This window comes from Fibrobacter intestinalis (assembly GCF_900167415.1).
GTDB lineage: Bacteria > Fibrobacterota > Fibrobacteria > Fibrobacterales > Fibrobacteraceae > Hallerella > Hallerella intestinalis.
Map to the genome: position 1 here is coordinate 1 of NZ_FUWU01000001.1, position 13,900 is coordinate 13,900.

A 13,900-nucleotide genomic window follows, 5' to 3' on the forward strand; every position below is an offset into this window, starting at 1 on the left:
TTATTTTCTTCTGCCATAAGGTGGCTCCTTGGTTGGAAATATACACCTTATTAGCTTCCTCAATTTTTTCCAAGTTGCGGTTAAGCGCTACATTCTCGCTAAGACAGAAAGCTGCTATTTGAATCTTTAATACGCCCGATAAATGCCAATCAGGGCAATAATTTTTCCGATGATGGCAGGGAACCCGGGAAGCAAAAAGCAGAGGATTACTCGCGTAACGCGGTTTTTCCACCAGCGGGAGATTTTCCAGATATCTTCGGAAACGGTTTCAAACTCCGCCACGCGCGGAGGACGCATATAAGCTTGTACGAGAGCGACAAAAAAACCGACACCGATTAGAGGGGTGAGTCCCGTAAAAGGAGCAACAATCAATGCGGTCAGCACGGCTAGCGGGTGGGCCCCGGCGATAATGGAACCCAGCATGGCTCCGCCTCCGGTATAGAGGAACCAGTTCAAAGTCACTTCTCCCGCTTTTTCCAGTCCCGAGTGAATGCCGACGCCGACAATCGACGCAATGATGGCGACCGTTATCGTCCAGCCGAGAATTTTAAACACCGGGGACGAGGGCTTGATCTGGCAGAGGGTGGATTCTTCGGGGAGTGGCTTATTTTCTTCGAGAATTTTCCGAATTCCCTGGACGTGCCCCGCTCCGACGACAGCCAGCACTTTTTTCCCGGACGCATGCCGGATTCGACTTGCCAGATACTGGTCGCGCTCGTCAATCAAAACGGACTTCACTTCGGGGAAAGTCTTTCCGAATTCTTCCATCATCGCGGACAGCGAATCCCGCTCCCGAATGCGTTTCAGTTCTTCTTCGCTGATTTCCGTTTTGTCAAAAAGGCTAGCAAACAGAGAGGCGATGAGCGAGAACTTGCGATACCACGGCGTGCAGCTCCACGTACGGCGCAATGTGACTTTAATGTCCCGGTCGGCCAGAACAATCGGAATGCCTGCGGAACGGGCGGAAAGGACGGCCCCGTAAAGTTCCGCGCCTGGACGCACTCCGGTCGAAAGACCCATTCTTTTTTGGTAAGAACCCAAAACCAAATTGGCGATGAGCGTTCCCAACTGGTGCTCTCGGATAATTTTTTTCAAGTCGTTTTTTTTCCAGCGGTCGGGATCTTCCAGCGATTTGAGCCGACCTTCATCCAATTCAACGCAAACGGTGTCCGGGGACTCCTCTTGAATCGCTTGGGTGACTAAATCTTTCGATTCTTGGGAAATGTGTGCTGTGCCCACCAAAACAAATTCTTTGTCATCGGCGATTTTTATCCGGCAAATATCCGCATTTTCGGTCATAGGGAGCCTCGGAAAGTTGTTTTGCATAAGCCCAAAAGTCTGCGCTTTGACAATTTGAACCTTTCATAGGGGAAAATGGCAAAAAACACCAGTCCCAAGGATTCAAAAGGGAATTTGCAGAGCTGGACATGACTGCAATGATAGATAAAATCCGTTATTCCCTTTAAAAATTTGATTATATTTTTTCTCATAATTGATATCTTGGAGGATGTTGATATGAAAAAGGTGGTCTTGGGTTCCATTTTGGCATTGCTGGTCGGATGCGCCAGCGTTCAGCCGAACGATCCTGTGGCAATCAATGATGCCTTGGTCGGTTTCACGGTAAACTCCCAGGGTAAACATTGGCCGGAAGCGTTGAGCTTTGTGACTCCGGATGAAGCGGAGGAAATCACAGACGAGAACGGCCTGATGAAAGAGGAATACCGCTTGGCAGCAAGCCGTCTCCGTATTTCCGCATTGAAACAGATGCCGTGGCGTGTAGATGGACGAGGCCGTTTAATCGGCATTAAAGATGTCCTCGACGACTTCAATAAAAAGTACATCGTTTCCGAAGAAGAAAAGAAGGTCGGGACCAATCTGGAACAAATGCGCCAGGAACGCATTAACCGCACCCTCGAGAAAGGCAAGCGCATCATGGCCGGCGAAGACGAGCAAAAAGAACCGGAAGTCGAAGTCTATACGAACAAGCTGACCGAAGAAGAAAAACGCAAATACGGCAGCACGGCAGAACTTCGCCCGCCAGAAGAGGAATACGACGGCGAATCCTCGACAACAGAAACCTCTTCGACCGAAGACTTCTCTTCGGAAAGTTCGGACGAGCCTTCACAGGTTTTTGAACCGGAAACTTCCAACGTCGAAGAAGACGGCTACTACGGTCCCGAAGACGACGCCAGCGGTGCCACTTCCGACTTCTAGTTGGGGTCGCTCCTAAAATCCATTGTTAAACATCGACAGCGAAACCTTGCGCTGTAGCGTCATGAAAGCGGACAATCTATTTATTGCCCGCTTTTCGTTTTCATCCTCTTTACCGAAGCCATTTTTTAAGGCGGTCATTTCAGATTTCATCGAGATAAGCTAAATTTGGCATACATTGAATACGAACAAATCCCATATCATCATCGCGATTGACGGTCCTAGCGGAACGGGCAAAAGTACTACGGCGAAACTCGTCGCCAAAGATCTCGGCTTTACTTACCTTGATACAGGGGCCATGTATCGGGCGATTACCTTTGCCGCTTTGGAAAATGAAATTGCCGCAGACGACAAGGCGGGGATAGACCGGCTTTTGAAGTCCACCCAAATTCGCTTTGACGAACAAAACCACATTCTGATAAATGGCAAGGACTGCGAGCAGGAAATCCGCGGCAAGCGAGTGACGGAAGCGGTCAGTCCTTACAGCGCCATTCCCGAAGTCCGGGCAACCCTTACCCAGTGGCAACGCGAAATCGCAAAAGAATGCAACTGCATTCTCGATGGCCGGGATATTGGGACGGTCGTATTCCCCCATGCAAATTTCAAGTTCTTCTTGGTGACAGACCTCAAGGTTCGCGCCGAACGGCGCTATCTCGAATGCCAGCAAAAAGGCATTCCGATGACCCTGGAAGAAATCGAAAAGAATCTGGCCGAACGGGATAGAATAGATTCTTCCCGCGCAACGGCTCCGCTGAAAAAAGCGGAAGACGCTATTGAAATTGACACTACACAACTCTCAATCCAACAACAGGTAAAGATTATCGAAGACCGCGTAGGTGTAGTGGCGTAACTTCGATATCTTTTCCGCAACCCTATATTATATATGTCTCAACAACTCAAATTCGGTTCCGAAGAAGATCTTAAAGAAATTCTTGACGCGGAACAGGAACTCGCTTCCATCAATTCGGATCAGGCAGCTGCCGCTTACGCTGGCATGGAAGGTCTTGAAGCAGGCAAAGTCGTTACTGGAAAAATCAGCCAGGTAAACGAACAGGAAGTTCTCGTCGATGTGAACTTCAAATCCGAAGGCGTCATTTCTCGCAATGAATTCAAAGACGACGATGTTCCCGAAGTCGGATCGGAAATCGAAGTTTACATTGAAAAGCTCGAAGACGATGATGGCCGTCTCGTCCTTTCCAAGCAGAAGGCGGATTTTGTCCGCGTTTGGGAACGCATTCATCAGGCTTTTGAAAATAACGAAATCGTCCGCGGAACGCTCACAAAGCGTATTAAGGGCGGCGTGGTTGTAGATTTGTTCGGCATTGACGCTTTCTTGCCGGGCTCCCAGATCGATCTCCGTCAGATTCCGGATATCAACGCCCTCCTCGGCCAGGAATTCGAACTCAAGGTCATCAAGGTCAATAAAGCTCGTCGCAACATCGTCGTATCCCGCCGCGTCGTTCTTGAAGAACAGCGCAACAGCCAGCGCGACAAGGTTCTTGAAAATCTTGAAAAGGGTCAAGTGCGCAAGGGCATTGTTAAAAACATCACCGACTTTGGCGCATTTATCGACCTCGGCGGCGTAGATGGCCTGCTCCATATCACCGACATGAGCTACAAGCGCATCAATCATCCGTCCGAAGTGGTCAAGCTCGGCGATGAAGTCGAAGTCATGGTACTCGATTTCAATGACAAGAAGGAACGCATCTCTCTGGGCATGAAGCAGCTCCGTCCGCATCCTTGGAAGGACATTGCCGCTCGCTATCCGGAAGGCATGGTCGTTAAGGGCAAAGTCGTTTCCATTACGGATTACGGCGCGTTCGTGGAATTGGAAGACGGCATCGAAGGCCTCATCCACGTTTCCGAAATGTCCTGGACCCAGCACATCAAGCACCCGTCCAAAATTCTGGTCATCGGTCAGGAAGTGGAAGCGGTCGTGCTCAAGGTGGAAGAAGAACAGGAACGCATTTCTCTGGGCTTGAAGCAGCTTGAAGAAGATCCGTGGGAAAAGATTGACCAGGAACTGCCTCCGGGCGCTCGCGTTGTCGGTGAAATCCGCAACCTCGCCTCTTTCGGCGCATTCGTGGAAATCAAGGACGGCGTGGATGGCTTGATTCACGTTTCCGATATGTCCTGGACGAAGAAAATCAATCACCCGTCCGAAATGGTGAAGAAGGGCGACAAAGTCGAATGCGTCGTTCTCGCCGTCGATAAGGAAAAGCGTCGTATTTCCCTTTCGATGAAGCACCTCACCGAAGATCCGTGGGATGTTGTTGAAACGACCTACCCGATCGATTCCGAAGTCAAGGGCAAGATTGTCCGCTTGCTGGATCGCGGTGTTGTCGTGGAACTGCCGAACGGTCTGGAAGGATTCGTGCCTGTATCGAAGCTGACTGCCGAATACATCAAGGTTCCGGCGGACGCTTTCAAGGTCGGCGACGAACTCCCGGCGACGGTTACAGAAATTGACCAGACCAACCGCAAGATTTGCCTTTCGGTCGTGGACTATTTCAAAAACCGTGAATCTGCCGAGCTGATGGCTTGGATGGATTCGCACAAGGCCGGCGAAAGCGGCACCACGATCGGTGAAGCTTCTTCGGCGAAGAAGTCCAAAAAGTCTGAAGAAGAAGCCAAGTAATTCCGCTTCCTATTCGATTTGAAAATCCCGGGTCTTGCGACTCGGGATTTTTTGTTGCAAAAAAACTGGCGAAAATGGATGTGAAGTTGGCGAATCTAATTCTAAAATTCCAAAGCGGGTTTGGAATTTTATTGTCGGAAACGATTAAAATTCGGGGTATTCGTTTATAGAGGATTCCGATGCTGCGGGCTGCGTTCCTTTAGCATCTAGAAATTTGATCGGGGTTGCCGAAACGGTTAGCGTGTTGATAACTCCTATAACCGCCCAAGTGTGCTTACTGGAAATTTTGATGTCGATCAGATCGTCGCCACCGCACTGTTCCAATAAACGCCGCTTGATTTTTCGCTCACGGCTGGTGGCTCAGATGGGGATGACGTCAAAAAGGGCGAAGGATGATGCAGATGTTTCGCAAGCGGGGAGGCGGACAAAATCGCGCCCTTGGATTTGGTCGTATGAACCAAAAGAAACGGGTCTTGAAGAGCATCCCCAAAGGCAAATCGATAATAGAATGGGAAGAAGAATCCACGTCTTACGCATAAAACCTCTGAAATAGAAAAACGTGCGGGCGAAATATAGTATTTAGCAATGAGTTTGTCATAATCGTGTTGATCCTAGGAAGTTAGCGGTGCGTGATACGGAAAAGAATCTGGAACTTTTGGTTTGTGAAGTCATTTACATCTTGTGCCCAAATTTGCGAAATTTGCGCCACTTCAATGCCGATTGACCAAGTATCGTTTACCCACCAGTCCAAACCCGAGCTTGTGCGCCAAGCAAGTCCAATCAATTCAAAAGAAGCATCCTTATTCAATATGTTGGAAATAGAATAGTCCAATAGGATGGCGTTTCCAAAATGGATTCCTCGCCAAAATGTTCGAGGGTATCGGCAAGGATAAACTTCGATTCCCAAACCGCCTCCGCCGGAAAAACTGAAAACGTCTTCCCAGGTGGAGATATCCTCGTATAGGCTCCAGTCGGCATATTTTTCGTTCCTTTCGTATGTTGTCGCCTCTAGATACCCTTGCGGCAAAGCCAAATTGAAATCCGCATAAAGGGCTACGGCGTTGGCGATGGCGCGTCCAAAGCGAAAATCCATACTGGCAAAAGAAAAACCGGAGAAAGAATGCTCCTCTTTTTGGTAAGAGGTTGTTTCGGAATACTTCGCGTTATAATAAGAAAATCCCGATCCGAAGCTGAAATAAAATCCGCGATGTTCTTTGGGATAATCCGCCAAAGCAATAGATGTCACCAATAGTTCCAACAGGCAGATTTTGAAGAAAAATTTCATCTTATCCTCGTGTCATACGGAACAGAAGATGAAATCCTTGGACGGCGTTCGTCAAGTCCGAAAGGGCTTCGAATTGCGGAAACGCGCGAAAATAGGAGATCCCCACGCCTAAAGAAAGCTGGTCGCTAACCCATCAGTCCTTGCCGATTTCCAAAGTGAAAGCAAGATCGACGCTTTGAGTGTTTGTATTTATTAGAGAGGCATCAAGGCTGTAGCCGAAAGAGCCGCCCACAAAAAAACCGTTCAATGCGGAACTGGTATCGCGGAAAGGATAAACAGATGTTCCAAAGGCGACGTAGGTTCTTACAAAGGAGGCGTCACCGCTACTGCTTTCATCATCATACGTTCGGCAAATTTCATCGTCGCAATCCGAATCTCCCCATTTCGAAGAGCCTATGTAAGTTCCTAAATTGAATTGCGTGTAAAATGCGATGACATTTCCGATGCCAATACCAAAACGAAATTCCATGAGGTTTGGACTGACGCCGCTGAATTTGGCGTAGTTATCATCGGAATGCTTTTCAAAATCGATAAAGGAAACGCCGAAATTTTGGCTGCTGTAAAAGCCGCGATGCTGTTTAGGATAAAGATTTTTGACCGTTGTGGAATCGGCAAAAACGGATGCGCACAAAAAGAATACAGCTAAAAATAATTTTTTCAAACAAATTGCTTTTTTCATGAGGCACAATTTAGATAATCAGGATGTAAAATCACAGAAAAAAAATAAGAAATTTCCACACAATCCTTCACCAAATACTTGCTATTCATTTTTTCAAAGCGAGAAATTCCTTTTCGCAAGGGGAACGCGGTTATCCGTTTTCAGTTCCAACTACCCCCTAAACACTAACTTGCAGAAGGCATTTTATATATAAGCCCCAAAAACAATGTAGATACAAATTTATCTGAAATTGTAGAACACTCGGATTGGCATCATCGTGTTTTTTATGAGATTTTATAGGCAAAATGTTCCGTACTGACAACAAAAAAAGCGGACTTTCCCAAAGGAAAATCCGCAGTGCATTTTTTACAAAGATTATCCCAGAACTTTCTTTTCAAAGTCACCAAGACAATCAACGAGAGCTTGTACGCCTTCTTTAGGCATGGCGTTGTAAATCGAAGCACGGAAACCGCCGACAGAGCGATGGCCTTTAAGCTGCTGAAGTCCACGAGCCTTTGCAAAATCCAAGAATTCTTTGGCAAGTTCATCGTTCTTTTCCGCAGAAACGATTTCCTTGTTGAATACGAACGGAACATTCATAATCGAACGGTCCTCTTTGGCTGCCGTACCGACGAAAATCTTGGAAGCGTCCAGAGCACCGTAAAGGAGAGCCGCCTTTTCACGGTTGATTTTTTCGATAACATCGACGCCGCCAATATCTTTGAGCCATTTCAAAGTTCTGTTCATCACATAAACGGCGAATACCGGAGGCGTGTTGAACATATTCTGGGCATCGATATGCGTCTGGAAATTGAGCATTGTCGGGATGTTGCGGTCCACTTTGCCAAGAAGGTCTTTGCGGATAATGGAAACGGTCACGCCAGCGCAACTGATATTCTTTTGCGCACCGCCGTAAATCATTCCGAAATCCGAAACATTGACTTTGCGAGCCAGAAAATCGGAGCTCATATCACAAACGAGATAACCGGATTTGGGCTTCGGGAAGCTGTGCCATTCCGTTCCATAAATGGTATTATTTCCGGTGATGTGCAGATATGTGGCATTATCGCTCATTTTCAAATTTTTGTCGATGTGATTGTACACGTCGGCTTTAGTGGAACAGGCGACATTCACATTACCGAATTGCTTAGCTTCTTTCAAAGCCTTGCTTGCCCAAACGCCAGTATCAGCGTAATCGGCGGTAGCGTTTTGGCCGAGAAGATTCATCGGAACCATGCAGAATAATAAGGAACAACCGCCACCCAAGAAAACGATGTCATAATTTTCGGGAATGCCCATCAGATCGCGAAGAAATTGTTCCGTTTCAGCGAACATATCTCCAATGGGCTTTGAACGATGGCTCATAGAAAGAATGCTGATTCCGCTATTTGCAAAATCCATGCAAGCTGCGGAAGCTTCTTTAAGGGCTTGTTCCGGCAGAACAGAAGGTCCTGCACTGAAGTTATAGACTTTATTTGCCATGGTATGTGTCCTTATTTGAGTGTTTGCCCATAGGGCAATCTTGCGATAAAATGTAACAAAAGGAAGGATTGGTGACAATGAAAAAAAGCAGGTGAGTATGACCTGCCTTTGTTTTTAGCTTTCCAGTGCCGCAATCGCCGATTTATATTTTTTCAAGCGGAATTGGGTTTTGAGTTCTCGGCGTTCCTGCCTGTGAATATATTTGTCTTCTTGGAGAACGCTTAAAATGGCAGCTTTGGCTTTGGAAGCTAGCGGATCGTCCTTTAAGGTTTTTACAAAATTGACGAATTCTTTTTCTCTGGCTTCGTAAGTCGCTTCTTCGGCGGGAATGCCTTCCGCCATCAGTTTGCAACTATATTCGTCAATCCAACCTTGATTTTTGTGATAAGTCATTTTTAAAATACGATCGACCGTTTCTTCGGAAACTCCCATATTGATGACATCTTCTTTAGAGAGTTTGGTAGAAGGGGTGAGAACGTCTTGCAAAACAGCAAGAACTTGAACTTCTTCGGGTTCCCCTTTGTTTTTCAAAAAATCCGCAACGCTTTTGAGAAAGTCGATATACGGGCCGCCGGCTTTGTTTTTCTGTCCTGCGTGAGCCTTTTCGGCAATGGCGAGTGCTTCATTTAAAGTCATGGTCTTCCTTTAGAAATGTTTCTATCCATAATATAGATTCGTGATGTCTTAAAAAGCGAATCTTTTTCGCTTTTTGTCAGGGAATATGACGTTCTACGGCTATTTTGAAATACAGATGAATTGGGGAGGTTTACCGCCGATGATGGATACTTGAGAGAATTTTACTTATAAAAGGGTTAAATTTCAACTTCGCCATCGTTGTTGCGCACGTTTTGCACCGTCATACCGAAGGTTCATGAAGCAAATGCGTTTCACAAGATTATAGAGAGCTTCGTTATCAGCTAGCCCCTCGAACATTCTAATCATTGATAGATTCGACTGACTGTTGCAACAGCTTGAGCAGCGATTCCTTCGCCGCGTCCCGTAAAGCCGAGCTTTTCTGAAGTGCTGGCTTTGATTCCAATGCGGCTTACGTCAATGTTCAATACCCGAGCAACATTTTGTTTCATTTCTTCGCGATAAGGATTGACTTTAGGACGTTCGCAAATGACGACGCTATCCAGGCTTTCAATTTTACATCCCGATTTTTCCACTTCTTCCCGCACCCTAGCAAGAAGCACCAGACTGTCCGCATTTTTAAAAGCGGGATCCGTATCGGGAAAATAGGTGCCGATATCACCAAGCCCCGCGGCTCCGAGAAGCGCGTCACTGATCGCATGCAACAAAACATCTGCATCGCTGTGCCCGAGAAGTCCCTTTTCGTAAGGAATATCCACGCCTCCGAGAATACATTTACGACCTTCTACCAATCGATGAACATCAAATCCGATGCCTGTGCGAAAAACTTTTTCCATAATCATTCCTTTTTTCAAGAAGTAAAATAATAAAATCCGAATGAAAAAATTTTCTTTGTGAATAGCAAAGTTGCTGTCATCTTTACGATTCTTTGACGTTATTCGCTCGGAGTTTTAATTGATAGCACAGAGATCCTCGACTGATGCCCAAGAACCTTGCCGCTTGGCTTTTGTTGCCCGCGCATTCCATTAAAGCGTTTTGAATGCTTTTCCATGAAGGCGTTTTGCCGTAACGATAAGTTCGGCGCGGTTCTTGAATACAGCCTGAAAAAGGATGCAAATCCCAAGGCTCTTCCGAAAGTACGCTTTCTAACGAAACGCCTAAATCTTGCAGCAATTGATAGCGTTCCAATACATTTTTTAGTTGGCGGACATTTCCTGGCCATGGAAAGCGGCAAAGGCTTTTGATTTCGTCATCGTTCAAAAGGCGAGAGGATAAATTTTTCCATAAATCGAAAGCGATGGATTTCAACTCGTCCAAGCGTTCCCGCAGTGGCAGTAGATGTATCGGGAAAACATTCAATCGGAAAAATAAATCTTCACGGAAACGCCCTGCATTCACTGACGCCCGCAAGTTTCGGTGCGTTGCGCAAATCAAACGAAAATCAACGGGAATGCTGCGCTGCTCTCCGATGGGCGTCACCGCCCGCTCTTGCAAAATACGCAGAAGCCGGGTTTGGCTTTCAAGCGGCAATTCGCCGATTTCATCCAAAAAAAGCGTGCCATGATCCGCCGCCCGTACAAACCCCAACTGATTTGCTACGGCTCCCGTATAGGCTCCGCGGCAGGAACCTTCAAACAGGCTTTCAACAAGGCCAGGACTGATCGCTCCGCAATTCACAGCAATGAATGCGGCGTTTGCCCTATCGCTCATTTGATGTAATCGACGAGCCATCACCTCTTTACCAGTTCCAGATTCTCCACAAATAAGAACAGGAACAGACGAGCGAGACGCGATATCCAAAAGTTTATGAACTTCCATTTTTCCTCCAAAAATAGAGAATGGCGGAATCTACAGATGAAGACGTTTTTCGCTCCAAAAAATCCACCATGATTTTCTATTTTTTACAAAAAGAATCTTTTTTTACAAAAGGATAATCCATGGCAGATCGTATCGTTTGCAAATTCGGCGGCAGCTCTGTTGCAGAAGCCAAGCAGTTTCAAAAAGTCAAAGCGATTGTAGAGGCGGATAAACGGCGTAAAGTCGTTGTCGTTTCAGCTCCCGGAAAACGGAATCCTCAGGAAACGAAGCTTACCGATCTTTTGTACACGACTTACGACCTCGCTTCCAAAAATCTGGATTTTTCCGTTCCGTGGAAAATGATTTGCGACCGTTATATTGATATAGCGAAAGATCTTCATCTGGCAACAAAAATCGGAGAAGATTTGTCGGCTTTGGAAAATCAATTAAAAAATGAATTTGAAACCGTAACGACGGATTTTTTGGTTTCCCGCGGGGAATATCTTTGCGCCCGTTTAATGGCGGAATATCTGAACGCGCAATTTGTGGATTCTTTTGAATTGATCGCGTTTGATGAACGCTACCGCATTACATCGAATAGTTATGAAACGATTGCGCAAAAATTGTCCGATGAAAATCAGCTCTATGTGGTTCCCGGCTTTTACGGCGAAGGTCCCAGAAAACAGGTCAAGACCTTTTCTCGCGGAGGCTCCGATATTTCGGGAGCGATTCTTGCAAATGGAATCCATGCCGTTGCGTATGAAAATTGGACGGATGTTTCGGGAATGCTGATGACGGACCCGCGAATCGTTAAAAATCCGCAACCCATTAGCTATGTCAGCTATCGTGAAATTCGAGAACTTTCCTATTCGGGAGCAAGCGTTCTGCACGACGAATCCATAGCACCGTGCCGCGCCAAAAACATTCCGATTAATATCCGCAACACCAATCGCCCGGAAGACGCCGGAACGATTATCGGGCCGACTCCGGAAAAAACGGATTTTCCGATTACGGGAATCGCAGGGCGTAAAGGCTTTTCGATGATTTATATCGAAAAGAGCATGATGAACAAGGAAGTCGGTTTTGGACGGCGCGTTCTTGCCATTCTTGAAGGCGAAGGTCTTTCTTACGAACTCAGTCCCAGCGGCATCGACTCCATGTCCATCGTCGTGGATTCCAAAGCTTTGGAAGCGGTACAGGACGCCGTTCTAGAAGACATCATGCTGCAAATGCACCCGGATAGGGTCAAAGTTTTCCACGGGATCAGCCTTGTGGCGACTGTCGGACACGGCATGACAAACCAGATAGGAATTGCCGCCAAACTTTTCTCTGCTCTTGCCGAAAAGAAAATCAACATCCGCATTATTGATCAAGGTTCCTCGCAAATAAATATCTTGGTTGGCGTCGATGATTCCAATATGGAAAATGCCATTCAAGCAATTTATGGAGCTTTTGTTAAATCCCATGTTTGATTCTTTTTATCAAGACGACATTGACGCGGTAAATGCCAAATTTGAAGCGCAAAAAATCGCATTCGCCCCCCTTTCTTTTCAAGCCGCTCGCGCTCTGCGAGATTTGGGAATTTTAGAACTTGTCAGCAGCTCTCGTAAAAAAGGAATCGCTATTCGTCAAATTGCAGAACAGCTGAAACTTTCCGAATATGGTGTTGGCGTCTTAATGGAAATGGGACTTGGCATGGGAATTTTCAAATTGAAAAGATCGGAATCCTCAGAGCTGATTTTTACTCTTGGGAAAATCGGATTTTTCCTTTTGAATGACGACATGACCAAAGTGAACATGGATTTTTCGGAAGACGTTTGCTATCAAGGCGCCGATGATTTGATGAAATCCGTTATGACGGGGAAACCCGAAGGATTAAAACGTTTTGGTCCTTGGACAACTGTATATGAAGGCCTTTCACAAACCAGCGAAGTTTTTCAAAAAAGTTGGTTCGGTTTTGATCATTTTTATTCGGACTTGGCATTTCCCGAAGCTTTGCCGATAGTTTTTGAACAAAAGGTAAAACATCTTTTTGATATAGGCGGCAATACGGCAAAATGGGCAATCCAATGCTGCAAATACAATCCGGATGTGAATGTTTCCATTATTGATTTGCCTGGTCAAACCGCTGTTGCCGAGAAAAATGCGAAAGCTGCTGGATTTGAAAATCGCATTACAACGATTCCTTGCAACGTCCTTGACGAATCCACCAAATTTCCGCATGGTGCCGACGCCATTTGGATGAGCCAATTTTTGGATTGTTTTTCCCTGCACCAGATTACAAAAATTCTGAAAAAAATCTACCCGGCGATAACTTCGGATACAAACGTTTATATTTTGGAACCGATTTGGGACAAGCAGCGATTTGAAGCCGCTTCTTATTCTTTACAAGCGACATCTCTTTATTTTACTTGCATTGCCAACGGAAACAGCAAAATGTATCGCTTTGACGAATTGAAGCAAGCCGTTGAAAATGGCGGATTTGTTCTTCGGGAAGCGCATCATAATTTGGGAATCAACAGTTACACTCTTTTCCGTTTTCAAAAAAAATGAATGTATATGTAACCCGGTTTTCTGCATGGACGGATGAGCACCCGCCAAAATTAAATTTCGTTCCGATGCTATTTCGGCGGAGACTTAGCGACATTACTAAAATGGTTGTACAAACGGTTCATGACGTTTCCGAGGGGCTTTCGCATACGCATGTAACTTTCGCTTCGGAATTTGGAGAAATCCAGCGGCAGTATAAAATTTCGGAAGGCATTTTATCTTCCGGAGAAGTTTCCCCGGCGCAATTCAGCCTTTCGGTTTTCAACATCCCTGCATCGGCCTCTTCTATTGTAGAGCAAAACATGGTCGGTTACAGTGCCGTTTTTTCTGGGAATAAATCTTTTGAAAATGGGTTGAAAGAAGCGGTGGCGCCAATTCTTTCCGGTCGGGAAAAAGAACGGATTTTTGTATTTGCCGATGAACGAATCCCTGCGGAGTACGCTACCATTGCAAAATATCCGAATCCTGTTTGCGCTCTGGCTTTACGCCTGTCGAGTAAAAAAACGAACGCCATTTGTGAACTGGATTATTCCTCGCTACCCGCAACGGAAACCGCAGCAGAACAAGCTCTTTATTTTTTGAACAATAGACTTCCACAATGAAGTTCCTGCAAAAAATTTTGTATGTCTGGCGTTTAATTGCTAAGGTTATTGCATACGCTTCGTTCGGAATTTGCAGCACTATT

Annotated in this window: 16 protein-coding genes; 7 read left to right on the forward strand and 9 right to left on the reverse strand. The window is 46.0% G+C overall.

What is annotated here, in order from left to right; all coding sequences use genetic code 11:
* Nucleotides 1–126 precede the first annotated feature (126 nt).
* Entirely contained in the window at nucleotides 127–1,299 is a 1,173-nt protein-coding gene (locus tag B5D40_RS00005) for a TraB/GumN family protein (RefSeq protein ID WP_078775233.1), read from the reverse strand.
* Nucleotides 1,300–1,515: 216 nt separating this feature from the next.
* Between B5D40_RS00005 and B5D40_RS00015 the strand changes: the two genes are divergently transcribed.
* Nucleotides 1,516–2,214 (forward strand): hypothetical protein, encoded by a 699-nt coding sequence (locus B5D40_RS00015; RefSeq protein ID WP_198951050.1) that lies wholly within the window; start codon nucleotides 1,516–1,518, stop codon nucleotides 2,212–2,214.
* Between the two features lie 12 nt (nucleotides 2,215–2,226).
* Here B5D40_RS00015 and B5D40_RS15495 read toward each other — a convergent pair whose 3' ends face one another.
* The gene (locus B5D40_RS15495; RefSeq protein WP_158222142.1) at nucleotides 2,227–2,364 is read right to left on the reverse strand and encodes a hypothetical protein; all 138 of its coding nucleotides are present in this window, start codon (nucleotides 2,362–2,364) and stop codon (nucleotides 2,227–2,229) included.
* A gap of 25 nt (nucleotides 2,365–2,389) precedes the next feature.
* On the opposite strand from B5D40_RS15495, the gene cmk reads away from it, so the two are divergent.
* Together cmk and B5D40_RS00025 are read left to right on the forward strand one after the other, a co-directional pair.
* On the forward strand, nucleotides 2,390–3,061 hold the full coding sequence (gene cmk, locus B5D40_RS00020; RefSeq protein ID WP_198951051.1) for a (d)CMP kinase: 672 nt from the start codon (nucleotides 2,390–2,392) through the stop codon (nucleotides 3,059–3,061).
* A gap of 33 nt (nucleotides 3,062–3,094) precedes the next feature.
* Complete coding sequence (locus B5D40_RS00025) at nucleotides 3,095–4,849, forward strand: 30S ribosomal protein S1 (protein ID WP_073305998.1); 1,755 nt, start codon at nucleotides 3,095–3,097, stop codon at nucleotides 4,847–4,849.
* Between the two features lie 144 nt (nucleotides 4,850–4,993).
* Here B5D40_RS00025 and B5D40_RS15135 read toward each other — a convergent pair whose 3' ends face one another.
* A complete protein-coding gene (locus tag B5D40_RS15135) occupies nucleotides 4,994–5,173 on the reverse strand; it encodes a hypothetical protein (RefSeq protein ID WP_143394452.1) in 180 nt (59 codons plus the stop codon).
* A gap of 68 nt (nucleotides 5,174–5,241) precedes the next feature.
* Between B5D40_RS15135 and B5D40_RS15500 the strand changes: the two genes are divergently transcribed.
* The gene (locus tag B5D40_RS15500) at nucleotides 5,242–5,388 is read left to right on the forward strand and encodes a hypothetical protein (RefSeq protein WP_158222143.1); all 147 of its coding nucleotides are present in this window, start codon (nucleotides 5,242–5,244) and stop codon (nucleotides 5,386–5,388) included.
* Between the two features lie 80 nt (nucleotides 5,389–5,468).
* On the opposite strand, the gene B5D40_RS00035 is transcribed toward B5D40_RS15500, so the two are convergent.
* The 6 genes from B5D40_RS00035 to B5D40_RS00065 form a co-directional block, all read right to left on the reverse strand.
* On the reverse strand, nucleotides 5,469–6,134 hold the full coding sequence (locus B5D40_RS00035; RefSeq protein WP_078775236.1) for a hypothetical protein: 666 nt from the start codon (nucleotides 6,132–6,134) through the stop codon (nucleotides 5,469–5,471).
* A 133-nt stretch (nucleotides 6,135–6,267) separates the two neighbouring features.
* On the reverse strand, nucleotides 6,268–6,813 hold the full coding sequence (locus B5D40_RS00040; RefSeq protein WP_078775237.1) for a hypothetical protein: 546 nt from the start codon (nucleotides 6,811–6,813) through the stop codon (nucleotides 6,268–6,270).
* Between the two features lie 354 nt (nucleotides 6,814–7,167).
* A complete protein-coding gene (gene serC, locus B5D40_RS00050) occupies nucleotides 7,168–8,274 on the reverse strand; it encodes a 3-phosphoserine/phosphohydroxythreonine transaminase (protein WP_073301901.1) in 1,107 nt (368 codons plus the stop codon).
* Nucleotides 8,275–8,388: 114 nt separating this feature from the next.
* Complete coding sequence (locus tag B5D40_RS00055; protein WP_078775239.1) at nucleotides 8,389–8,910, reverse strand: HD domain-containing protein; 522 nt, start codon at nucleotides 8,908–8,910, stop codon at nucleotides 8,389–8,391.
* A gap of 302 nt (nucleotides 8,911–9,212) precedes the next feature.
* A complete protein-coding gene (gene ispF, locus B5D40_RS00060; RefSeq protein ID WP_078775330.1) occupies nucleotides 9,213–9,704 on the reverse strand; it encodes a 2-C-methyl-D-erythritol 2,4-cyclodiphosphate synthase in 492 nt (163 codons plus the stop codon).
* A gap of 82 nt (nucleotides 9,705–9,786) precedes the next feature.
* Nucleotides 9,787–10,686, reverse strand: a complete 900-nt coding sequence (locus tag B5D40_RS00065) for a sigma 54-interacting transcriptional regulator (RefSeq protein WP_078775240.1) — start codon at nucleotides 10,684–10,686, stop codon at nucleotides 9,787–9,789.
* 119 nt (nucleotides 10,687–10,805) lie between these two features.
* On the opposite strand from B5D40_RS00065, the gene B5D40_RS00070 reads away from it, so the two are divergent.
* The 3 genes from B5D40_RS00070 to B5D40_RS00080 are packed head-to-tail and all read left to right on the forward strand — an operon-like array spanning nucleotide 10,806 to nucleotide 13,817.
* A complete protein-coding gene (locus tag B5D40_RS00070; protein WP_073301896.1) occupies nucleotides 10,806–12,137 on the forward strand; it encodes an aspartate kinase in 1,332 nt (443 codons plus the stop codon).
* Nucleotides 12,130–13,218, forward strand: a complete 1,089-nt coding sequence (locus B5D40_RS00075; protein WP_078775241.1) for a methyltransferase — start codon at nucleotides 12,130–12,132, stop codon at nucleotides 13,216–13,218. Before B5D40_RS00070 ends, B5D40_RS00075 begins: the two co-directional genes overlap by 8 nt.
* Nucleotides 13,215–13,817, forward strand: a complete 603-nt coding sequence (locus B5D40_RS00080; RefSeq protein ID WP_078775242.1) for a beta-ketoacyl synthase chain length factor — start codon at nucleotides 13,215–13,217, stop codon at nucleotides 13,815–13,817. Before B5D40_RS00075 ends, B5D40_RS00080 begins: the two co-directional genes overlap by 4 nt.
* The last annotated feature ends 83 nt before the right edge of the window (nucleotides 13,818–13,900 follow it).